Raw genomic sequence first — 24,392 nt, 5'->3', positions numbered from 1 at the left:
TCCACACAGGACGCCGTCACAAGGAGGAAGCGGCATGACCAGCGACGACCGGACGCTCGACTACTTGAAGCGGTTGACGACCGAGCTCCGCGACACCAGGCGTCGCCTGGACGAGGTCCAGGAGAGCGCATCCGAGCCGCTGGCCGTCATCGGGATGGCCTGCCGGTACCCCGGCGGGGTGGACTCGCCGGAGGACCTGTGGCGACTGGTGGCGCGGGGCGGTGACGGCGTGACCAGCTTCCCGGACAACCGGGGCTGGGACGCCGACGCGCTCTACCACCCCGACCCGGACCACCGCGGCACCACGTACACCACCGCGGGCGGCTTCCTGCACGAGGCGGACAGGTTCGACGCGGAGCTGTTCGGGATCTCACCCCGCGAGGCGCTGGCCATGGATCCGCAGCAGCGCCTGCTGCTCGAGGTCACGTGGGAGGCGCTGGAACGCGCCGGGATCGCCCCCTCCTCGCTGAGGGGAAGCGCCACCGGGGTGTTCGCCGGCGCGATGCGCGCGGAGTACGTGTCCGGGCTGACGTCGGTGTCCGAGGACATCGAGGGCTTCATCGGCACCGGCTCGTCCAACAGCGTGCTGTCCGGCCGGGTGTCCTACACGTTCGGCCTGGAAGGGCCGGCGGTGACCGTCGACACCGCCTGTTCGTCCTCTTTGGTCGCACTGCACCTGGCCGGGCACGCCCTGCGCACCGGTGAGTGTTCGCTGGCCGTGGTCGGCGGGGTCACGGTGATGTCCACGCCCGAGACGTTCGTGGAGTTCTCCCGCCAGCGCGGGCTGGCCGTCGACGGGCGGTGCAAGGCGTTCGCCGCCGCCGCCGACGGCACGGGGTGGTCCGAGGGCGCCGGTGTGGTGCTGCTGGAACGGTTGTCCGACGCCCGCCGCAACGGGCACCGCGTTCTCGCGGTCGTCCGCGGTTCGGCGGTCAACCAGGACGGGGCCTCCAACGGTCTCACCGCTCCCAGCGGTCCGTCCCAGCAACGGGTGATCCGCCAGGCGCTGAAGAACGCTCGTCTGTCCACATCGGACGTGGACTTCGTCGAGGCGCACGGCACGGGCACGCGGCTCGGTGACCCGATCGAGGCGCAGGCGTTGCTGGCCACCTACGGTCAGGACCGCGACGTGCCGCTGTACCTGGGCTCCATCAAGTCCAACATCGGCCACTCCCAGGCGGCCGCCGGCGTCGCCGGGATCATCAAGGTCGTCGAGGCCATGAGGCACGGGGTGCTGCCGCGCACGCTCCACGTCGACGAGCCGTCGCCCCACGTCGACTGGACGGCGGGCGCCGTGGAACTGCTCACCGACGAGCGTCCCTGGCCCGCTGTCGACCGGCCCCGCCGTGGTGCCGTGTCGTCGTTCGGCCTGAGCGGCACCAACGCCCACGTCATCCTGGAGCAGGTCGTGGAGGAGCGGGAGGACGTCGAACGGACGCCTCCTCCGGTGCTTCCGTGGGTGCTGTCGGCCAAGAACGAGAACGGCCTGCGGGCACAGGCTTCCCGCCTGCTCGACGCCGTGGGCGGAGCCGATCCGCTCGACGTCGCCCACTCGCTCGCGACCGGCCGGTCCACGCTCGACCGGCGGGCCGCGGTGGTCGGCTCCAACCGGGACGACCTCGTGGCCGGTCTGAGCGCGCTGGCGCAGGGGACGCCTTCCCCCGCCGTCGTCACGGGCACGCCGCTGATCGGGCGCACGGCGTTCCTGTTCACCGGGCAGAGCAGCCAGCGCTGCGGCATGGGCCGTGAGCTGTACCGGGCGTTTCCCGCCTACGCCGAGGCGTTCGACGCGGTGGTGGCGGCACTGGACGAGCATCTGGACCGGCCGCTCGCCGACGTGGTCTTCGGCGACGACCAGGACCTGCTCGACCGGATGAGCTACCTGCAACCGGCGCTGTTCGCCGTCGAGGTCGCGCTGTTCCGGCTGCTGGAGTCCTGGGGCGTGCGTCCCGACTTCGTCGCCGGTCACTCCATCGGCGAGCTCACCGCCGCGCACGTGGCCGGTGTCTGGACGTTGCGGGACGCGGCGAAGATGGTCGCCGCGCGCGGCAGGCTCATGGAGGCGCTGCCCGCCGGTGGCGCCATGGTGAGCGTCCAGGCCGCGGAGGACGAGGTCCGCGCCGCGCTCGTCGACGGTGTCGAGATCGGTGCGGTCAACGGCCCGGACGCGATCGTGCTGTCCGGCGACGAGAACGCGGTCCTCGCGGTGGCGGAGTCGTTCGCCCGGCAGGGTCGCAAGACCAAGCGGCTGCGCATGACGCACGCGTGCCACTCGGCACGCATGGACGGCATGCTCGCCGAGTTCACCGCGGTCGCGGAGAGCGTCTCCTACGGTGCCGCGAGCATCGCGGTGGTGTCCAACGTGACCGGCAAGCTCGCCGGCACCGACGAGGTCACCGCACCGGGGTACTGGCCGCGGCACGTCCGGCAGCCCGTCCGGTTCGCGGACTCGATCGCCTGGCTGCGCTCCGAGGGCGTCTCGAAGTTCGTGGAACTGGGACCGGACTCGGTGCTGACCGCGATGGTCGCACGGGTCCTGCCCGACGAGGACGTGCTCGCGGTGCCGATGCTCCGGGGCGGCCGTTCCGAGCCGGTGACGGCGACGACCGCACTGGCCGCGCTGCACGTGCGCGGCGGACGCGTGGACTGGCGGACGTTCTACGAGGGCACCGGGGCTCGCACGGTGGAGCTGCCCACCTACGCGTTCCAGCGCGCCAGCTACTGGCTGCAGTCCGCGGGCGGCGCGGGAGACCCGGCCGGGCTGGGGCTGTCCGACGCCCGCCACCCGTTGCTGGGCGCGTCGGTGGCGCTGGCCGACGACTCCGGGGTCGTCCTCACCGGCCGGGTCTCGCTCACGACCCACCCGTGGCTCGCCGACCACGTCGTCGCGGGCACCGCGCTCCTGCCGGGAACGGCGCTCGTCGAGCTGGCGCTCCGCGCGGGCGACGAGGCCGGGTGCCCGCACCTCGAGGAGCTCACCCTGCTGGAGCCGGTGTTCCTGGACGGTCCGCGCGACGTCCAGGTCGTGCTGGCCGCGCCGGACGAGTCGGGCCGCCGGTCGGTGTCCCTGCACTCCCGTGCGGGCGAGGGGCCCTGGACCCGGCACGCCTCCGGCACCCTGACCCCGTCCGTCGCGCCGCCGGACTTCGACCTGGCCGAATGGCCGCCGCGCGGTGCCACCGCCGTCGACCTGGACGGCGTGTACGAAGCGTTCTCCCGCAACGGCCTGGAGTACGGGACGGTGTTCCGCGGCCTGCGAGCGGCCTGGCGCCTCGGGGACGAGGTCTACGCGGAACTGCGGCTGCCGGAGGAGGGGGAGGCGCGCAAGGACGCGGAGAAGTTCGGCCTGCACCCCGCGCTGCTCGACTCCTGCCTGCACGCCATCGGTCTCACGGCCGACGAGGACTCCGGTCCCCGGGTTCCCCACCTGTGGCAGGACGTCGCCCTGCACGCGGTCGGCGCCACCACGCTGCGGGTGCGGCTGACCCCCGGCCGGTCGGACGCCGTCACGCTCCGGGTCGCGGACGGCGTCGGTGCGCCGGTGGCCACCATCGGTGCGCTGCTGCTGCGCGAGATCAGCGCCGACCAGTTCAAGACGACCGAACCCGGGGGATCGGACTCGCTGTTCCACCTTGAGTGGAAAACGCTTTCCATCCCTGGTGGCCCCGAAGTCGAGTGGGCGTTCGCCGACGACCTGGACGACGACGTCCCGCCCCCGCCGGTCGTCGTGCTCCCGGTGCGCTGCGGAGGCGCCGACGTGGCGGGCACCGCGCTGGCCGAGACCAACCGGGTTCTCGCCGTGCTCCAGCGGTGGAACGCCGAGGAGCGCCTGCACGGCACCACCCTGGTGGTGCTCACCCGCGACGCGGCCGGCACGGACCGGGTCGACCCGGCGGCCGCCGCGGTCTGGGGACTGGTGCGCTCGGCGCAGTCCGAGTACCCCGGCCGGTTCGTGCTGATCGACACCGACGCGGAGCCGACCGCCGCACAGCTGGCGGCCGCCCTGTCCACCGGTGAGCCGCAGCTGCTCTCCCGCGGTGGTGAGCTCGCCGCACCGCGCCTGGCCCCGCTGCCGGCGGCCGACGAGCTCGTCGCCCCGGCCGGCCCGGCCTGGCGCCTGGGCATGACCGGTCGCGGCACCCTGGACAACCTGCGCCTGGAGCCGCACCCGCAGGCATCGGAACCGCTGGCGCCCAACGAGGTCCGCGTCGCCGTGCGCGCGGCCGGCCTGAACTTCCGCGACGTGCTGAACGTGCTCGGCATGTTCGACGGCGAGCCCGGCCCCCTCGGCAACGAGGTGGCGGGCGTGGTGGTCGAGGTCGGGTCCGAGGTGACGGACCTGGCGGTCGGCGAGGCCGTGATGGGCGTGGCCGCCGGCGGCGTCGGCACGGTCGCCATCGCTCCCCGCGCCTACTTCACGCGCGTTCCCGAGGGCTGGTCGTTCGAGACCGCGGCCTCGGTCCCGCTGGTGTTCCTGACCGCCTACTACGGGCTCAAGGAGCTGGCAGGGCTGAGCGCGGGCGAGTCGGTGCTGGTCCACGCGGGCGCCGGCGGCGTGGGCATGGCCGCCGTCCAGATCGCCCGGCACCTCGGCGCGGAGGTCTACGCCACCGCGAGCACCGGCAAGCAGCACGTCCTGCGCGAGGCCGGGCTCGACGACGGCCACATCGCCGACTCCCGCACGCTCGGCTTCGAGGAGCACTTCAGGGCCACCAGCGGTGGGCGGGGCGTCGACGTCGTGCTGGACGCGCTGACCGGTGACTTCGTCGACGCCTCGCTGCGGCTGCTGCCGCGGGGCGGCCGGTTCATGGAGATGGGCAAGGCCGGGCTGCGCGACCCGGAGGAGGTCGCCGCGCGGCATCCCGGAGTTCTGTACCGGCCCTTCGACCTGATCGAGGCCGAACCCGAGCTGCTCACCCGGATGTGGTCCGAGGTGGTCGAGCTGTTCGACCGCGGTGTGCTCACGCCGTTGCCGACCCGCGTGTGGGACGTGCGGCGCGCCCCGGAGGCGTTCCGCTTCCTGAGCCAGGCCAAGCACATCGGCAAGCTGGTGCTGACGATCCCGGCCGGTCCCGATCCGGACGGCACCGTGCTGATCACCGGCGGCACCGGGGACCTCGGCGGGGCCCTCGCCCGGCACCTGGTGACCGAGTACGGGGTGCGGCACCTCGTCCTGACCAGCAGGCGCGGTCCGGACGCGCCGGGCGCGGCCGAACTGGTCGCCGACCTGACGGGCCTGGGCGCCGCGGTCACCGTCGTCGCCTGCGACCTCGCCTCCCGCGACGCCGTGGCGGACCTGCTCGGCGCGATCCCGGACCGGCACCCGCTGACCGGTGTCGTGCACGCGGCGGGCGTCCTGGACGACGGCCTGGTCGACGCGCTCACCCCGGAACGGGTGGACCGCGTCTTCGCCCCCAAGGTCCGAGCCGCCGGCCACCTGCACGAGCTGACCCGGCACCTGCCACTGCGCTGGTTCGTCCTGTTCTCCTCGGCCGCCGGGGTGCTGGGCAACGCGGGGCAGGCCAACTACGCCGCGGCCAACAGCTTCCTCGACGCCCTGGCCACCCGCCGCCGCGCCGACGGTCTGGCCGCCCACTCGATCGCGTGGGGCCTGTGGGCGGGCGGCATGGGTGGCCGCCTCGGCGAGGAGGGCGAGGAACGCCTGCGCCGCGGTGGTTTCCCGCCCATCACGTCCTCCGAGGGCATGGCGATGTTCGACACCGCCGTCGCCACCGCGCACCCGGTCCTGCTCGCGCTGAAGGTCGACCGCGCCACGGCCCGCGCCAACGCCTCGGACGCGTCCATGTCCCCGTTGTTGCGCGGTCTGCTCGGCGGTCCCGGCCGGGTGCGGGCCAAGGCCGCCACCGCGCAGCAGGACGACGAGCTCCTGCGCACGCTCGCCGGCCTGCCGCCGGCCAGGGCGAACGAGCTGCTGCTCGACCTGGTCCGGCGGGAGACCGCACTGGTGCTGGGCAGGACGGGCGCCGACAGCGTCGAGCCCGCCCGCGGTTTCAGCGACCTCGGGTTCGACTCGCTGACGTCGGTCGAGTTCCGCAACCGCCTGAGCGCCGTCACCGGGTTGCGGCTGTCCTCGACGCTGGTCTTCGACTACCCCACCCCGGCCGCGCTGTCGGCGTTCCTGCACACCGAACTGGTCGGTGACGCCGAGCCGGCGAGCACCGCGCTGATCGAACAGATAGGCCGGCTCGAGGCGATGCTCGCCGGCACCGATCCGGACGACACCGAGGTCGACCGGCGTCTGCAGCGCCTGCTGTCCGTCTGGACGGCCAAGCGCTCGGACAGCTCCGGGAGCGATCTCGACACCGCGACCCCGGACACCATCCTCGCGCTGATCGACCACGAGTTCGGCACGCGCTGACCAGCCCGGCCGTCATAGGAGCCATGACCGATGCCCACCGAAGAGCAGTACGTCGACTACCTCAAGCGAATGGCGGCGGACCTGCGGGAGAGCCGTCGGCAGCTGCGGGAGTCCGAGGAACGCGACACCGAGCCGATCGCGATCATCGCGATGAGCTGCCGCTTCCCCGGCGAGATCCGTTCGCCCCAGCAGCTGTGGGACCTCGTCAGCACCGGCGGTGACGCCATCTCGCCGTTCCCCACCAACCGCGGCTGGGACCTCGAGGGGCTCTACCACCCGGACCCGGAGCGGCCGGGCACCACCTACGTCCGCGAGAGCGGGTTCCTGCACGACGCCGACGAGTTCGACGCCGAGCTGTTCGGCATCTCGCCGCGCGAGGCCGAGGCGACCGACCCGCAGCAGCGGCTGCTGCTGGAGACCGCGTGGGAGGCCATCGAGAGCGCGGGCATCGACCCGACCTCCCTCAAGGGCAGCGCGACCGGCGTCTTCGCCGGTGTCACGAACACCGAGTACGCCACCCGGCTCACCGCGGTGCCGGAGGAGTACGAGGGCTACCTCGCCACCGGCACCCTGGGCAGTGTCGTGTCCGGCCGGATCTCCTACGTGCTGGGGCTGCAGGGGCCGTCCGTGTCCGTCGACACCGCCTGCTCCTCCTCGCTGGTGGCGCTGCACCTGGCCGCCCGTTCGCTGCGGACGGGGGAGTCCACCCTCGCCCTGGCGGGCGGTGTGACGGTCATGTCGAGCCTAGGCCCGTTCGTCGACTTCTCCCGCCAGCGCGGACTGGCCGCGAACGGCCGGTGCAAGCCGTTCGCCGCCGGCGCCGACGGCACGAACTGGGCGGAAGGCGCCGGCGTGCTGGTGCTGGAGCGGTTGTCCGACGCACGGCGCAACGGCCACCCGGTGCTGGCGGTGGTGCGGGGCAGCGCGGTCAACTCCGACGGCACGTCCAACGGCCTGACCGCCCCGAACGGCCCGTCCCAGCAAGCCGTGATCCGCCAGGCGCTGGCCAACGCGAAGCTGTCCCCGTCGGACGTGGACGCGGTCGAGGCGCACGGCACCGGCACGAAGCTCGGCGACCCCATCGAGGCGCAGGCCCTGATCGCCACCTACGGCCGGGACCGCGCCGAGCCGCTGTGGATCGGCTCGGTCAAGTCGAACATCGGGCACACGCAGTGCGCCGCGGGCGTCGCCGGCGTCATCAAGATGGTCGAGGCGATGCGGCACGGGGTCCTCCCGGCGAGCCTGCACGTCGACCGGCCGTCCGAGCACGTCGACTGGTCGGCCGGGTCGATCTCGCTGCTCTCGCGGCAGCGGCCGTGGCCGGAGGCGGACAGGCCGCGCCGGGCGGGGGTGTCCTCGTTCGGCATCAGCGGAACCAACGCGCACGTCATCCTGGAGCAGGTGCCGGAGGAGCCGCTGCCGCCACGGGAGGTCCGGCCGCCGGCTGTGGTGCCCTACGTCCTGTCGGGGGCGTCTCCCGCCGCGGTGCGGGCACAGGCCGCGGCACTGCTGCCGAGCGTGGACGCCACCCGGCACGAACCGGTGGACGTCGCGCTGTCGCTGGCCACCGCCCGCGCGGCGATGGACCACCGCGCGGTCGTCGTCGGGGCCGGCCCCGACGAGCTGACCGCCGGTCTGCGCGCGGTGGCCGACGGCGACGCCGGGACCGTCACCGGGTTCGCCACCACCGGGAAGCTGGCCGTGCTGTTCAGCGGCCAGGGCTCGCAGCAGCTCGGCATGGGCCGCGAGCTGCACGACGCCTTCCCGGCCTTCGCGACCGCGTTCGACGAGGTGTGCGAGTACCTGCCGGGTGTGCGCGAGGTCGTGTTCGGCGACGACGCCGAGCGGCTGAACCGCACCGAGTTCGCGCAGCCCGCGCTGTTCGCCTTCGAGGTGGCGCTGTTCCGCCTGGTCAGCTCGTGGGGCGTGGTTCCCGACCTCCTGGCGGGGCACTCGATCGGTGAGCTGGCCGCCGCCCACGTCGCGGGGGTGCTGTCCCTCGCCGACGCGGCGCGGCTGGTGCTTGCCCGTGGCCGCCTGATGCAGGCGCTGCCCGCCGGTGGGGCGATGGTGGCGGTCGAGGCGACCGAGGACGAGGTCCGCCCCCACCTGAACGACGACGTGTGCCTGGCCGCGGTCAACGGCCCCCGCGCGGTGGTGCTGTCCGGTACCGAGGAGGCCGTCCTCGCGGTGGCCGGGCGGTTCCCCGACCGCCGCACCACGCGGCTGAAGGTGTCGCACGCCTTCCACTCGAGCCTCATGGACCCGATGCTGGCCGAGTTCGCGGAGATCGCCCGTGACCTCACCTACAGCGAGCCCGCCATCCCGGTCGTCTCCACGCTGACCGGTGAGCTCGCCGAGCGGCTGACCGACCCGCGGTACTGGGTCGAGCACGCCCGCGAGGCGGTGCGCTTCGCGGACGCCGTCGAGACCCTGCGCCGGCGCGGCGTGACCGCGTTCCTCGAGCTGGGGCCGGACGCCCCGCTCACCGCGATGGGCCGCTCCGCACTGCCGGACGGCGTGGTGTTCGCCGCCGCCCAGCGCAAGGACCGCGAACCGGTCCGCACCCTGGTGTCCGCGCTCGCCGCCCTGCACGTCACCGGCATCGACGTCGACTGGGCCGCCTACCTCGACGGCACCGGCGCCCGTGCCGTCCCCCTGCCGACCTACCCGTTCCAGCGCCGGCGCTACTGGCTCGAGGACGCCGGAGACGTCACGGGCGGCACCGGAGGTGAGGACGCCCGGTTCTGGTCCGTCGTGGCGAACGGCGACGCCGAGGAGCTGGCCGCCGAGCTGGAGCTGCCGAACGCGCAGGCCCCTCTCGGCGACGTCCTCCCGGCGCTCGCGCGCTGGCGCAGCTCCCGTGCGAACGAGTCCGAAGTGGACGCCTTGGGCTATCGCGTGCACTGGAAGCAGTTCACGCCGAAGCCGGCCGAGGCGTCCGGGCGCTGGCTGCTGGTGTCCTCGCCGCGCTCCGGCGACTGGACCGAAGCCGCTGCGGCGGCTCTGCGGGGAGCCGAGGTCGACCACGTGGTGCTCGCCGGGCCGGACCGGGCCTCGGTGGCCGCCGCGGTGGACGGTGTCCCGGCGTTCGACGGTGTGCTCTCCCTGGTCGGGCTCGACGAGCACGAGACCGGCGGCCTGTCGTTCGGCGCCGAGGCGACGCTGTCGCTGGTGCAGGAACTGGCGGCCCGCGAGATCACCGCTCCACTGTGGACGGTCACCGGCCAGGCCGTCGCCACCGGCCCGCACGAGGCGCCCGCCTCCGCGGTGCAGGCCCAGCTCTGGGGCTTCGGCCGTGCCGCCGCGCTGGAGCACCCGCGGTTGTGGGGCGGGTTGGTCGACGTTCCGGCCGAGCCGTCCGATCGCGTCAGCGCGCTCCTCGGCGCCGTGGTCACCGGCCCCCGCGGCGAGGACCAGGTCGCGATCCGCGCGGCCGGCGTGTTCGGTCGTCGCCTGGCGCACGCCGAGAACGCCGAGGCGCCGCGCTCCTGGAAGCCGCGGGGCACCGTTCTGGTGACCGGTGGCACCGGCGGTCTCGGCGGTGTGGTCGCCCGCTGGCTGGCCGAGGCGGGCGCGGACCGCGTGGTGCTGGTCTCCCGGACCGGCGGGGACGCGCCGGGCGCGGAGTCCCTGCGGGAGGACCTGGGCAGCAGGGTCTCCATCGTCGCCTGCGACGTCGCCGACCGCGACGCGCTCGGAGCCGTCGTCGACGACGTCCGCGACGACCTGCGCGCCGTGTTCCACCTCGCGGGAGTCCTCGAGGTCGGGCAGATCGAGACGGTCGGCCGCGAGTCCTACGTGGACGCGTTGCGCGCCAAGGTCTCCGGAACGCGGAACCTCGAAGAGCTCACCGACGGGCTCGACCTGGACGCCTTCGTGCTGTTCTCCTCGATCGCGGCGTCCGTCGGCAACCCCGCGCAGAGCGTCTACGGAGCGGCGAACGCCTACCTGGAGGCCGTCGCCCAGCAGCGCCGGTTCCGCGGTCTTCCCGCCACCTCCGTCGCCTGGGGTCGCTGGGGCGAGGTCGGCATGGGTGTGAGCGGCCAGGCGGACCAGCTGCTCAGCGACCTCGGTGTGCCGGCCATGGCACCGGAACTGGGCGTGCTCGCGCTGCGGCGCGCGCTCGGCAGGGACGAGACCGCGCTGACCGTGGCCGCGTTCGAGTGGCCGAAGTTCGCACCACCGTTCGCCGCGCTGCGGCCGAGCCCGCTGCTCGCCGACCTGCCCGAGGTCGTGGCGATCGCCGAGGCCGACGCGCGGCGTGCCGAGGAGGGCGCCGAGGTCACCACGGCGTGGCGGACGCGGCTCGCCGGCATGCCCCCGGCCGAACGTGAACGCGTGCTGCACCAGCTCGTGCTCACCCACACCTCCGCCGTGCTCGGCCACGAGGACGAGGTCAGCGCCCAGCAGCTGTTCACCAAGCTGGGCGTCGACTCGCTCACCGCGGTCGAGCTGCGCGGCCGCCTCAACGCCGAGACCGGGCTGGCGCTGCCACCCACCATCGTCTTCGACCACCCGAGCCCCGCCGCGCTCGCCGCACACCTGCTCGCCGAGCTCGGCCCGCAGGAGCAGTCCTCGGCGACGAAGACCACCCTGCGCGCGAACACCGCGCAGGGCCAGGAGATCGCCGTCGTCGGCATGTCCTGCCGCTTCGCGGGCGGCAGCGACACGGTCGAGGACTACTGGCAGAACCTCATGCAGGGCAAGGACCTCGTCAGCCTCGCCCCGGCGGACCGGTGGAACGCCGCCGACTACCTGGACCTCGACCGCACCGCGCCGGGCAAGGCCTACACGCAGCACGGCGCGTTCGTCACCGACATCGCGGGCTGGGACGCCGCGTTCTTCGGGCTCTCGCCGCAGGAGGCGCGCCGCACCGACCCGAGCTTCCGACTGCTCATGGAGCTCGTCTGGGAGGCGCTGGAGGACTCCTCGCTCACCGCGGAGGAGCTGCGCGGCAGCCGCACCGGCGTGTTCGCCGGGCTGATCGACACCATCCAGTACAGCATGCGCCAGCTGGAGGCCGACGGTGCCGAGGCAGGGGACGACCCGTACTTCGGCCTGGGCAGCTCGCTGTCCGCGGCCGCAGGCCGGATCGCGCACCAGCTCGACCTGCGCGGCCCCTGCCTGACCGTGGACACCGCGTGCTCCTCCGCGCTCAGCGCCATGCACCTGGCCGTGCAGAGCCTGCGCCGCGGCGAGTGCGACATCGCGATCGTCGGCGCCTCCTCCACGATGATCAACCCGGAGGTGTTCGTCCAGTCCTGCAAGATGAGCATGCTCGCCGCCGACGGCCGCACCAAGACCTTCGACGAGTCCGCCGACGGGTACGTGATCGGTGAGGGCGGCGGCGTGGTCGTCCTGCGCCGCACCCAGGACGTCCCGGCGGGACAACGCATCCGTGCGGTGATCCGCGGCACGGCGACCAACCAGGACGGCCGCAGCAACGGTCTCACCGCGCCCAACCGGGCCGCGCAGATCGCGGTCATCCGCGCCGCCCACGCCGACGCGGGCGTGCGGACCGACGACATCGGCTACGTCGAGGCGCACGGCTCCGGCACGCAGTTGGGCGACGCCATCGAGTTCACCGCCCTGCAGGAGGTCTTCGGCGAGCGCTCCGCGCCGGAGCCGCTGTACGTCGGCGCGGTCAAGTCCAACGTCGGCCACACCCTGGCCGCGGCCGGGATGGCCGGTCTGGTCAAGACCGTGCTCGCCCTGGAGCACGGCGAGATCCCGGCCAACCTGAACATGACCACCCCCAACTCGGTCGTCACGCTGGACGGTCCCGTCCGGCCCGTGCAGACCGCGAGGCCCTTCCCCGCGGACGCCGGCGGCGTGCTGCGAGCGGGCGTCAGCTCGTTCGGCTGGTCGGGGTCGAACGTCCACTTCGTACTGGAGCAGGCACCGCGGGGACCGGTGCCGCGACCGGGACCGCCGTGGCAGCTGCTCACGGTGTCCGGGCACAGCGAGTCCAGCCTGCGCGCGAACGCCGCGGCGCTGGCCGACCACCTGGAGGCGCACCCGGAGCTGGAACTGGCCGACGTCGCGCACACCACGCAGTCCGGGCGCAGCGCCCTGGCGGTGCGGTCCGCACTCGCCGTGCGCGACACCGCGGACGCCATCGCGTCCCTGAGGGCGGGCGTCACCGGTTCGGTCGTCGGGGAGAAGCGCCGCTTCGGTCTCCTCCTGCCCGCGGACCCCGGCGCCTGGCGCGGCACCACCGAGGAGCTGTACCGCACCGAACCGGCGTTCAGCGCCGCGATCGACGAGTGCGCCGGCCTGCTCCACGGGCGGGTGGACCTGCTGGGCGCGCTGCACGGCGAGGCGGAGGCCGACGAGCGGGCCGCCGTGTTCGCGGTCGAGTACGCCCTCGCCCGGTTGCTCGCTTCCCGCGACCTGGTTCCGGCCGTCGTGCTCGGCGCCGGGGTGGGGGAGTGCGTCGCCGCGGTCGTCGGCGGGATGCTGTCCCCGGCCGACGGTCTGGCGCTGGCCCTGGACGGCACGGTGCCCACCGAGGTCGCGGAGCCCACGATCACCGTGGTGTCCCCGCGCACCGGTGCCGCGCTGACCGCGGCCGAGGCGCGTGACGCCGCCCACTGGGCGGGAGAGCCCGGTCGGATCGCCGACGGCCTGCCGCTGCTGAGCCGCCACGCCGAGGTCCTCGTCGAGGCCGGTTCGGGCGCTGACACCGCGACCCCGGTGGTCAGCCTGCCGCTGGAACAGGGCCGCCGGTCGTGGCTCGCCGCGCTCGGCGCGCTGTGGGAGCACGGCGTGCCGGTGAACTGGGCGAGCGGTGCGGACGCGGAACGCGTGTTCGTCCCCCTGCCCGCGTACCGCTTCCAGCGCACCCGCTACTGGCCGGAGGTCGCGGCGACCGGCACCACCGGTCCGGCGGCACCCGCCACCGCGGCGAACGCCGGGATGCCGACCTACGACGGCCTCAAAGCCCACGTCCCCACCTGGCGGCGCGACAACAGCCGGCCGCTGCCCGCCCCGGCCGGACCGCTGGTGCTGCTCGCCGAACCGGGCGGGTTCGCCGACAGGTTCGCCGCGCTGGCACGGGAAGCCGGGCACGAGGTCGTCCACGCGCACACCCGGCCGCAGGACCTGGAGGACTACCGCGCCCTGCTCGCGGGCACCACCGGCGAGCCTGTCCGGATCGTGCACGCCTACGGTCTCACCGACACCGGTCAGGAAAGCGGCTTCTACAGCCTGATGCGGCTCGGCAAGGCCATCGGCACGGAGTGCGCCGGCAGGCGGGTCGAGCTGGTCAGCCTCGCCGCGAACGGGTTCGAGGTCCTCGCCGGCGACGCGAAGGACCCGCACGCCGCGACCATCGCGGGCATCACGAGTGCCATCGCGGCGGAGTACCCCCTGGTCCGGTCGCAGTACGCCGACCTCGGAACGGACGGCGACCACGCCCTCCAGGCGCTGCGGGAGGTCGACGCCCTGGCCGCGTCCACCTCGGACACCGTGGACGGTGTCGGTGTGGTCGCGTGGCGGCACGGCCGCCGCTGGGTGCGCGACTTCGAGGTGGTCGAGCTGCCGGAGGTCGCCGACTCCGACGCCTGGCGTCCCGGTGGGGTCTACCTCATCACCGGCGGCCTGGGCGAGCTCGGCCTGGCACTGGCGCGGCGACTGGCCCCGCTCGGCACCAGGCTCGCGCTGGCCGGCCGCAAGGGGTTGCCGCCGGAGGAGACCTGGGACGCCTGGATCGCGGAGAAGGGCGTCAACGACAAGACCAGCGGCGTGCTCATGGCCGTGGCGGAGCTGCGCGCGCTGGGCGCCGAGGTGTTCGTCGCCCAGGCCGACGTCAGCGATCCCGCCCAGGTCGCCTCGCTGGTGCGGGACGTGCGGTCGCACTTCGGTGAGCTGCACGGCGTCGTGCACGCGGCGGGCGTCGCCGGTGGCGGCCTGCTGCAGAGCAAGACCGAGGAGCAGGCGGCCGCGGTGCTCGCGCCGAAGGTGGCGGGCACGCTGGCCCTGGCCGACGCGCTGCGCGACGACCCGGTGGAACTGCTGGTGCTCTACTCGTCGGTGGCGAGCCTGACCGTCGGCGTCGGCGCGACCGACTACTCGGCGGCGAACGCGTTCCTCGACTCCTTCGCGCTCGTGGAGGCCAACACGGGCGGGGTCGCCAAGCGCGTCGTGTCCGTGGCGTGGGGACCGTGGCAGCTCGACCCGTGGACGTCCGCGGGCCTCGCCGGCTCGGCCGAGATGCAGGAGAGCTCGAAGCGGTTCCGCGAGGAGTTCGGCATCCCGACCGAGGAGGGGACCGAACTGCTGTCCCGCATCGTGGCCTCCGGTGAGACGCAGGTGGCCGTGCTGTCGCTGGAGCTCTCCGACGCACTGGCCGCACTGGCCCAGCTCGACTCCCTCGACGCCCTGGTGGGCGGCGCGGCGGTCGACCTGACCGACGACAAGCGCTACCCCCGTCCGGAGCTGCGCACCCCGTACGTGGCTCCGAGGACGCCCGCCGAGCGGCAGGTGGCCGAGATCTGGCAGGCCTGCCTGGGGCTCGAGGAGGTCGGCGTCGACGACCGGTTCTTCGACCTCGGCGGCACCTCGCTGATCGGTCTGGTGGTGATCGGCCGCATCGGCAAGGAGCTCGGCGTCGAGCTGGCGCCGGCGACGTTGTTCGAGAAGCCGACCATCGCCGAGTTCGCGACCCTGCTCGCCGCACCGGAGGCGGCGGCGGGGCCGGACCTCGCGGACGTGGCCGGGGACGCGTCCGCCCGCGGTGAACGGCGCCGTGCGCGCGCCGGAGCCCTGCGCAGGCGCCAGACCGGGACCCGAAGGTGAGGAACAGGTGACCACACGAGAACGCGAGACCAGTCCCGAGCTCGAGACCGGTCCAGAACGCGACACCGCCAACGACATCGCGATCGTGGGCATGGCCGGGAACTTCCCCGGCGCTCCGGACATCGGCCGGTTCTGGGCCGACCTGTGCGCGGGGCGGGACGGGATCACGAGGATGAGCCCGGCCGAGCTGCTGGCGGCCGGCGTGCCGCAGGAGCTGGTGGACGACCCCGCCTTCGTCGCCGCGTCGGGCCTGCTGTCCGATGTGGACCGTTTCGACGCCGGCTTCTTCGGCTTCAGCAGGCCCGACGCCGAGGTGGCCGACCCGCAGCACCGCCTGTTCCTCGAGTGCTCGTGGCACGCGCTGGAGGACGCGGGCATCGACCCGAGCCGCTTCGACGGCCTGGTCGGGGTGTTCGCCGGTGGTGCGCCGAGCACCTACCTGCTGTCCAACCTGCTGCAGAACGACCAGGCCGTGCTCACCTACGGGCCCGACCACCTCGTGCTGCAGAACGAGAAGGACCTGCTCCCGTCGCGGGTGTCCTACGCGCTCGACCTCACCGGACCGTCGGTGAGCGTCCAGAGCTGCAGCTCGACCGCGCTCGCCGCGGTCGCCGCCGGCTGCGGAAGCCTGCTCGCCGGCGAGTCGGACCTGGTCGTCGCGGGCGCGGTCTCGGTGATCGTCCCGCAGTACCCCGGCTACCTGCACCACGAGGGCAGCGAGTTCTCCCCGGACGGCGTCAGCCGCGTCCTCGACGCCGGCGCCAACGGCAAGATCCCCGGTGACGGCGTCGGAGTGGTCGTGCTGCGCAGGCTCGAGGACGCTCAGGCCGACGGCGACCGGATCTACGCGGTCATCCGCGGCTGGGCCGCGCTGCACGAGGGCAGGAACGGCCGCCAGGGGTTCGGCGTGCCCGGGGTGCCGGGCCAGACCGCCGTGATGGCCGAGGCGCTGGCCGTCGCGGGCGTCGACCCCGCCGAGATCGACCACGTCGAGGTGACCGCGATGGGCACCCCCTTCGGTGACGCCGTGGAGGTCATGGCGCTGCAGGAGGTCTTCGGCGTGGACGGCGTCGAGCGGGTCACGCTCGGCTCGACCGACGGCAACCTCGGTCACATCAACCAGGCGGGCGGAATCGCCCGCCTGATCAAGGCGGCTCTCGCACTGCACCACGAGAAGCTGCCGCCCGCCGTGAACTTCTCCGCACCGAACCCGCGCCTGGCCGCGTCCGGCGACCGGCTCGCGGTGGTGACGGAGCTGACCGACTGGCCGCGCGGCGAACGCCCACGGCTGGCCGGCGTCAACGCGCACGGATACGGCGGCGCGGACGTCCACGTCGTCATCGAGGAAGGCCCTGTCGACGACGACGTGCGACCGGCGGCGCGTCCGCACCAGCTGCTGGTCTGGTCGGCCCGCACGGCCGAGGCGGCCGACGCCGCGACCGCGAACCTCGCCGCGGACGCCGCGCACTGGGCGGACCCGGTGGACGCCGCGTACACGCTGCAGGTCGGCCGCAAGGCGTTCGAGCACCGGCGGATGGCCGTGGTCTCGTCGAGCGCCGACGCGGTGCAGGCGCTGAGCTCGTCGACGCGCGTGCTCGCCGAAACCGGCGTGAGCACGCGACGAGCGGGCTTCCTGCTCGCCGGGGTCGGGGAGCAGTACGACGGCATGGCCGGTGGCCTGTACGCCACCGAACCGGTGTTCCGCGCGGCGGTCGACGAGTGCGCCGAGCTGTTCCGCGGGCACCTCGGCTTCGACCCCGTCGCCGGTCTCGTCGGTGCGCGGAAGGCGGGCGGCGGCGGTCTGGCCGCCCTGCTCGGCCGCGCTCCGGAGGCCGGAACCGGCGGGTCCGCGGACACGGTCGTCGTCCAGCCCGGCGTCTTCGCGATCGACTACGCGCTCGGCAGGCTGCTGACGGCCTGGGGCGTCGAGCCCTCGGTCATGGCGGGCTACAGCGTCGGCGAGTTCGCCACGGCGGCGCTCGCGGGCAGCCTGACCCTGCGGGAGGCCACCGCCCTGGTGGCGAGGAGGGCCGAGCTGATCTCGGAGCTGCCCGCCGGAGCGATGGCCGCCGTTCCGCTGTCGGAGACCGAGCTGACCGGGTTGGTGGGCGATCTCGCGGGTTTCTCCCTCGACGTCGCCGCGGTCAACGGTCCCCGCATGATCGTCGTGTCCGGCCCCGCCGAGGGCGTCGGCCAGCTCACCGAGAAGCTCGCCACGGCGGGGGTGCCCGCGAGGCCGCTGCGGACCACCCACGCGTTCCACTCGCGTTCCCTGCGGCCGGCTGCGGCCCAGCTCACCGCCTGGGCCAGGCAGAACCTCAGTCCCCGTGCGCCCGAGACGCCGTACCTGTCCAACGTCACCGGGCTGCCGATCACCGAGAGGCAGCTGGGGGACCCCGGCTACTGGGCCGAGCACATGTGCCGTCCGGTCCAGTTCGCCACCATGATCGGCCACCTGGCCGCGCACTGGCCGGACACCGCGTTCGTCGAGCTCGGTGCGGGGCAGTCGCTGGGGTCGATGTTCCGAGGACATCCGGACTTCCCCCAGAAGTCCTGGGCGCACCTCGTGCCGACCCTTCCCGGTGAAGCGGACCCGAAGCAGGACACCGAGTCGGCGGCCGAAGCGCTCGGCAGGCTCTGGCTGTCCGGTGTGGACGTCGACTGGCACGCCTACCAGTCCGGCCGCGGGGCCAGGAAGACCACTGTGCCCGGATACGCCTTCCAGCGTGAGCGCTACTGGCTCGAGCCCACCGCCCCGGGGTCCGCAACCACGGTTCCCAGGGGCGCCCGAGCGGCCGGCGACGGCCCGACGGGCTGACCGCACGCCACATCGCCGAGCCCGGCTTCGTCGCGTCCGCGCACGCGACGAAGCCGGTGTGCCCGAACGATTTCTTCCCCCACGAGCAATGCAGTCGAGGAGTAGCGATGACGAACGTCGGAGTTGTCGGAGCCGGTGTGATGGGCACCGGTGTCGCACAGGACCTGGCCCAGAAGGGGCACACCGTGGTCCTGGTGGACAACAACCCGGACGCGCTGGACGCGGCGCTCGCCCGGATCGAGCTGGAGTGCCGGATGAGCCGGATGCTCGGCGGCCCGCAGGTCGACGCCGCGGAGGTGCTGGCGTCGATCACGGTCGGCACCTCGCTCGAACTGCTCGCCGAGACCGAGGTGGTGATCGAGAACATCACCGAGAACTGGGACCTCAAGAGCGCGCTGTACGCCCAGCTCGACCTCGTCTGCAAGGCGGACACCGTGTTCGTGGCGAACACGTCGGCGATCCCGATCACCAAGATCGCCTCGCTGACCTCGCGCCCGGACAAGGTGATGGGCGTGCACTTCATGAACCCGGTGCCGATGAAGCCCGCGTGCGAGTTCATCCCCGGCTACCACACGAGTGAGCAGACCAAGGAGACGGTGCGCGCGCTGCTGGAGTCGATGGGCAAGAAGCCGATCCCGGTCAACGACGCCTCCGGGTTCGTGTCCAACCGCGTGCTCATGCTGACCGTCAACGAGGCGGCCTTCCTCGTCCACGAGGGCGTCGCCGACGCGAAGACCGTCGACGAGGTGTTCCGCAGCTGCTTCGGCCACCCCATGGGACCGCTGGAGACGGCCGACCTCATCGGCGTCGACACGATCCTGTACAGCGTCGAGGTGCTCTACGAGCAGTTCAACGACAGCAAGTACCGCCCCTGCCCGCTGCTCAAGAAGATGACCGACGCCGGTCTGCACGGGCGCAAGAGCGGCCAGGGTTTCTACTCCTACCAGAGCATGGGCTGATCTCGCCCCCTCGGTTCCCGCGTTCCACTCGAGAAAGGTCCAGCAATGTCGAACGACGCCCGCACCCAGATCCGCACCTTCATCACGACCAAGTTCCCGGACGTGACGTTCTCCGACGAGGAGGACATCTTCGCGCTCGGCTTCGTGAACTCCCTCTTCGCGATGGAGCTGGTCATGTTCATCGAGAAGGCGTTCGGGACCCGCATCCCGAACGAGGAGCTGCACCTGGGCAACTTCCGGTCCGTGTCGTTGATGGCCGACCTGGTGGCGCGGCAGACGTCCGCCGCCGTGGGCTGAGCGGAGCGGTGATGAAAGCGGAAACGCGGCGTGGACCGGCTGACCTCGCGGAGGTCGGGCGGTTCGTCGATCTGGAGATCGCGCCCCGCGCCAACACCTTCGAGAGGGAGGAGTGGATCCCGCGCGAGGTCCTGTCGCGCGTGGCCGACCTGGGCCTGTGGGCGCCGTTCCTCCCCCGGAGTTCGGCGGTGAGGCCATGGACATGGTCTCGGTCGGGCGCGTGCACGAGGAGGTCGGCCGGGGGTGCTCGGGCCTGCGCAGCCTCCTGACCGTGCACTCGATGGTCAGCGCGTCGGTGCACCGGTGGGGCGAACCGGCACAGCAGGAGCAGTGGCTGCGGGCCCTCGCCCGCGGTGAGAAGCTCGGTGCGTTCTGCCTGACCGAACCGGACCACAGCGGCAGCGACTCCACCGCGGAGGGCACCACGGCGGTGCGGGACCAGGACGGCTGGATCCTCAACGGCAGGAAGAAGTGGATCACCGGCGGTCAGGTCGCCGACGTGTTCATGGTGTTCGCGACGACCGGCGCCGGCACCAGCACCTTCCTGGTGGAGTCGGACCGGCCGGGCGTCCGGGTCACCCCGCTGCCGCACGTGATGGGCACGACGGCGAGCATGCTCGCCGAGATCGAGTTCACCGACGTGCGCCTGGAGCCGTCGGCGCTGCTCGGACCGCAGGGCTGGGCGGCGGGGACGGTCATGACCAACGCGCTGGACCTCGGCCGCTACAGCGTGGCGTGCGGTTCGGTCGGCATCATCCGGGCCGCGATCGAGGCGTGCGCCGCCTACACGTCGGTCCGGTCGGCCGGCGGGGTCCTGCTGCGGGACCTGCCGCACGTGCGGCAGATGATGAGCGGAATGGTGACGGCCCGCGACGCGGCGAGGCTGTTGTGCGAGAAGGCGGGCGCTCTCAAGGACGCGGGTGACCCGGCGACGATCATGGCGACGTGGGTGGCGAAGTACCACGCGTCGACTTCGGCCGTGCGGATCGCGGGCGACGCCGTCCAGATCCACGGCGCCAACGGGTTCAGCCCCGACTACCCCGTCGCGCGGCTGTACCGCGACAGCAAGGTCACCGAGGTCATCGAAGGCAGCACCCAGGTGCAGGAGCTGACGATCGCGGCCGAGGCATATCGAGAGGTGGCGCAGTGACGCAGACGGACATCGCCGCTCCGGCCAAGCCGAAGCGCGGCCGCATCAAATGTGTGGTGTGGGACCTGGACAACACCCTGTGGGACGGCACCCTCCTCGAGGACGGCGAGGTGCGCGTGCGTCCCGAGGTCGTGGCGGAGATCAAACGCCTCGACGAGCTGGGGGTGCTGCACTCCGTGGCCAGCCGCAACGACCACGAGGCCGCCATGGCGCGGCTGAAGGCGGAAGGCCTCGACGAGTACTTCCTGTACCCGCAGATCAACTGGAACCCCAAGTCCCAGTCGGTCGAGCGGATCGCGAAGGAGCTCAACATCGGGCTGGACGCCGTCGCGTTCGTCGACGACCAGCCGTTCGAGCTGGAAGAGGTCGCGCACGCGCTGCCCGCCGTGAAGACGGTCGACAGCGCGCGGATCGCCGTGGAGCTCGCCTCGGAGGAGTTCCGGCCGAGGTTCGTCACCGACGAGTCGCGGGTGCGCCGCGAGCTCTACCGCGCGGCTGTGGTGCGTGACCAGGCGGAGCTCGACTACACGGGCACCAACGAGGCCTTCCTGTCCACGTTGGACATGGTGTTCACGATCAGCCGGGCCAAGCGGGAGGACCTGCAGCGCGCGGAGGAGCTGACCGTGCGCACCAACCAGCTGAACTCGACCGGCCGCACGTACTCCTACGACGAGCTCGACGCGCTGCGCACCTCGCCCGACCACCTGCTGCTCGTCGCGTCGCTGACCGACAAGTACGGCGGCTACGGCAAGATCGGTCTCGCGCTCGTCGAGCGCGGACAGCCCGCGTGGCACCTCCGGATGATGCTGATGTCGTGCCGCGTGATGGCGCGCGGTGTCGGCACGGTGCTGCTCAACCACGTGATGCGGCTGGCGAAGGAGGACGGTGCCAAGCTGCGGGCGGACTTCGTCGAGACCGGGCGGAACCGGGTGATGTACGTGACCTACGCGTTCGCGGGCTTCAGCGAGATCGTCCGCGACGACAACCGCCTGGTGCTGGAGTCCGGCCTCGAGCAGATCCAGCCGCCTCCCGCCTACCTCAAGGTGGTCGTCGAATGACCACGGCGAGCACCACCCGGAGCTGGCTGCCCTACGGCAGCACGGGAACCGGGACCCGGTTGTTCTGCTTCCCGCACGCGGGTGCCAGCGCGGCGGTGTACGCCGGCTGGCGCGCCGCGGGGAACGACGACCTGGTCATCTGCCCGGTGGAGCTCCCCGGCCGCGCGGCCCGCGGGCGCGAGACCGCGCACCACGATCCCGAAGCGCTGGTCGACGACATCGTCGGCGGGCTGGGCGCGGAGCTCACCGGCGACTACGCCCTGTTCGGGCACAGCGTCGGGGCACTGGTCGCCTACCTGGTGGCGCGGCGGATCGTCGAGCGGGGAGGACCGCCACCGCGGCACCTGTTCGTGTCGGGCCGGGCGGCGCCGCAGCTGCCCAACACCCGCAGAGAACTGCGCGCGCTGCCGACCGACGACCTCGTCGCGGAACTGCGCGCGCTGGGGGGCTTCCCGGACGTCCTGCTGAAGGAGCGCTCCCTGCTGGAGATGTTCCTGCCGCTGCTGCGCGCGGACCTGACCGTCAACGAGGTCTACCGGCACGTGCCCGGGCCGCCGCTGCCGATTCCCCTGACCGCCTTCGGCGGGGTCGACGACCCCCGCGCCGAGAAGTCCGAACTGGCCGCGTGGCAGGAGCTGTCCGCGGATTCCGCGGTGGTCACCTACCCCGGCGGTCACTTCTACCTCGAGGGCCGGGTGCCGGAGGTGCTCGACGTCGTCCGCATGAGGATGGCCGGCTGAGCCGCCTGCCTTTCCGGCCGGGCCGGGATTCGCACGCAGTTCCGACCACACACCCCGCGCGGGTTTGTTCGTGGTGGCCGAGATCTTCCAGATGACCGATCGCAACTCCTGCCGCGGCACGTGGCAGCGAGGACGTCGCAGGCAATGCTCACGACTCATGGCGAAAGGAACCCAGCATGACCGAGGCTGTGCAGATCAACGGTGCGAACGACATTGTCGCCGCCGCCGGCGGCAATTCCGGCTACCTCGTCGACGCGGTGCTGCACGGCGGCCCCGCTGACCTGCCGCAGGAGATCCGGGCGCAGCGGGTCCACCGCGAGGAGAGGAAGGTGAAGATCCCGCACTACGGCGGGCACGAGCACTTCGAACGGGACGTCGCCGCACCCGGCGAGCGCGCTGAGGTGGTGTTCCGCTGGACCGGGCGCACTCGCCTCGCCGAGTGAAGCGGACCGCGGGGGCCGTCGGCGCCGCGGGCCACAACACCCTCGGCGTCGGCGGCCGGTTCGCGACCGGTGACCGCGTGACCGGCCAACGGACTTCGCTGCGCCGGTGATGCGGTGTTTTTCCCATCGCAGGCTCGTGATTTCAGTGTTCAGCAGTTTGCGCACTCAACGCATTTTTTCCTGTCTCCCGCGCGACGCGGTTGAGAAGAAGAACCACCAATCACGCGATTGCCGCCCTGTGGGCGGTAGTTGGAGTTTCGTGCAAAACCTTGTTTTGTGACAGCCGTTCTGAAGGAGCTGATCCGATGCCGGCAATGTTGTTCGCCCCGGATGTCACTTTCACCTTCGACGAGCTCGAACAGCGCGCCCTGTGCACCGCGGACGTGCTGCGCGAGAAGGGTCTCGGCCTCGGCGACCGCGTCCTGGTGAAGGTCGACAACTCCGTCTCCTACCTCAGCACGCTCTTGGCGCTGATGCACGTCGGTGCGTCCGTGGTGCTGGTCGACCACCAGCAGAAGCCCGGCCAGACGGCGGAAGCCTGCACTCGTTCACTGGTCAAAATGGTCATCGTCGACGACGAGGCCCCCATCTCGCACGACCAGGAGGTCGTGCACTGCTACGAGCTCGCCGTGGGCGCCTGCGGCCGGAAACCGGTCGACGCGGCGCTTGACTTCTCGGCGTGGTGCGAGCTGCCGGACAGCATCATCATGTGGTCCTCCGGCTCGACCGGCGAGCCCAAGGGGGTCGTGAAGAACGGTGGCCGGTTCCTGAAGAACCTCCAGCGCAACGCGGACCTCGTCGGCCACCGTCCCGACGACGTCCTGCTCCCGTTGCTGCCGTTCAACCACCAGTACGGGATCTCCATGGTCCTCATCGCCTGGCTCGTGCGGTGCTCGCTGGTGATCGCCCCGTACCGCAGGCTGGACCGCGCGCTGCGGCTCGCCGGGATGGTGGGCGCGACCGTGGTCGACGCGACGCCCGCCACCTACAAGAGCATCCTGAACATCGTGGAGCGGCAACGGTCGTTCCTCGGCACCTTCGGCGAGGTCCGCATGCTGTGCAGCGGTGCCGCACCACTCGACCCGGCCCTGTCCCACCGGGCGGTCGAGGTGTACGGCCTGCCGTTGCTGGACTCCTACGGCAGCACCGAGATGGGCAACGTCGCGTTCGCGACCCCGGACAACCCGGTCGGGACGGGCCGGCCGGTCGAGGGCATGGAGGTGCGCATCCGCGGGGAGGACGGCTCAGTGCTCCCGGCCGGTCAGATCGGTGAGATCGAAGTGCTGGACCCGGATCTCATGGAGGGGTACCTCGGTCCGCAGGGCACGGTCACGCCGGTCGCACGGGAGTGGTACGCCACCAACGACTTCGGCTACCTCGACGCCGACGGCAACCTGTTCGTGGCCGGTCGCAAGACGGCGGTGCACCGCAACGGCTACACGCTGCACCCCGAGATCATCGAACACACCCTGGCCGCCCGCGGCTGCATCGCGATGATCGTGGCGTTGCCGGACGAGCGACGCGGTTCGACGCTCGTGTTCTACGTGGAGGACGAGCAGAAGCGCGATCCGGCCCACTGGCGTGAGCTGATCAACAACATCCTGCCGAAGTACGAACAGCCGAACCGGGTCAACGTCGTCGGACGGTTCCCGTTGAACCGGAACGGCAAGCCGGACCGCAAGCAGCTGGAGGAGCGCGCACTCGCGGAGGATTCGTGAACGCGGTGGCGGGGGAGCACGACGCCAC

General features: G+C 72.5%; 9 protein-coding genes and 1 pseudogene. All 10 read left to right on the top strand.

The window, feature by feature from the left end; all coding sequences use genetic code 11:
• The first annotated feature begins 64 nt into the window (after window positions 1-64).
• The 10 genes and pseudogenes from V1227_RS09900 to V1227_RS09855 all read left to right on the top strand — a co-directional run bounded on the left by V1227_RS09900 (window position 65) and on the right by V1227_RS09855 (window position 24,364).
• Window positions 65-6,379, top strand: a complete 6,315-nt coding sequence (locus tag V1227_RS09900; RefSeq protein WP_442916526.1) for a type I polyketide synthase — start codon at window positions 65-67, stop codon at window positions 6,377-6,379.
• A 30-nt stretch (window positions 6,380-6,409) separates the two neighbouring features.
• Window positions 6,410-15,181: pseudogene (locus V1227_RS09895) on the top strand (type I polyketide synthase); the annotation flags it as partial.
• A gap of 7 nt (window positions 15,182-15,188) precedes the next feature.
• Complete coding sequence (locus V1227_RS09890; protein WP_329792206.1) at window positions 15,189-17,999, top strand: type I polyketide synthase; 2,811 nt, start codon at window positions 15,189-15,191, stop codon at window positions 17,997-17,999.
• Between the two features lie 107 nt (window positions 18,000-18,106).
• Window positions 18,107-18,958: a 3-hydroxyacyl-CoA dehydrogenase family protein gene (locus tag V1227_RS09885; RefSeq protein WP_329792205.1), complete on the top strand. Its 852-nt coding sequence runs from the start codon at window positions 18,107-18,109 to the stop codon at window positions 18,956-18,958.
• A 45-nt stretch (window positions 18,959-19,003) separates the two neighbouring features.
• Entirely contained in the window at window positions 19,004-19,255 is a 252-nt protein-coding gene (locus V1227_RS09880; RefSeq protein ID WP_236218466.1) for an acyl carrier protein, read from the top strand.
• Window positions 19,256-19,451: 196 nt separating this feature from the next.
• Window positions 19,452-20,405, top strand: coding sequence for an acyl-CoA dehydrogenase family protein (locus V1227_RS09875; RefSeq protein WP_329792204.1), 954 nt, complete (start codon window positions 19,452-19,454; stop codon window positions 20,403-20,405).
• A complete protein-coding gene (locus tag V1227_RS09870) occupies window positions 20,402-21,463 on the top strand; it encodes an HAD-IIIC family phosphatase (protein ID WP_329792203.1) in 1,062 nt (353 codons plus the stop codon). The genes V1227_RS09875 and V1227_RS09870 overlap by 4 nt, the downstream gene beginning before the upstream one ends.
• Complete coding sequence (locus tag V1227_RS09865; RefSeq protein ID WP_329792202.1) at window positions 21,460-22,203, top strand: thioesterase II family protein; 744 nt, start codon at window positions 21,460-21,462, stop codon at window positions 22,201-22,203. The genes V1227_RS09870 and V1227_RS09865 overlap by 4 nt, the downstream gene beginning before the upstream one ends.
• Before the next feature lie 176 nt (window positions 22,204-22,379).
• Window positions 22,380-22,646 (top strand): DUF5988 family protein, encoded by a 267-nt coding sequence (locus V1227_RS09860; RefSeq protein ID WP_329792201.1) that lies wholly within the window; start codon window positions 22,380-22,382, stop codon window positions 22,644-22,646.
• Window positions 22,647-22,951: 305 nt separating this feature from the next.
• Window positions 22,952-24,364: a class I adenylate-forming enzyme family protein gene (locus tag V1227_RS09855; RefSeq protein ID WP_329792200.1), complete on the top strand. Its 1,413-nt coding sequence runs from the start codon at window positions 22,952-22,954 to the stop codon at window positions 24,362-24,364.
• The last annotated feature ends 28 nt before the right edge of the window (window positions 24,365-24,392 follow it).

The sequence above is a fragment of the Lentzea sp. DG1S-22 genome, assembly GCF_036321065.1.
Lineage (GTDB): Bacteria > Actinomycetota > Actinomycetes > Mycobacteriales > Pseudonocardiaceae > Lentzea > Lentzea jiangxiensis.
This window is presented reverse-complemented; position numbering and strand designations above follow the sequence as displayed.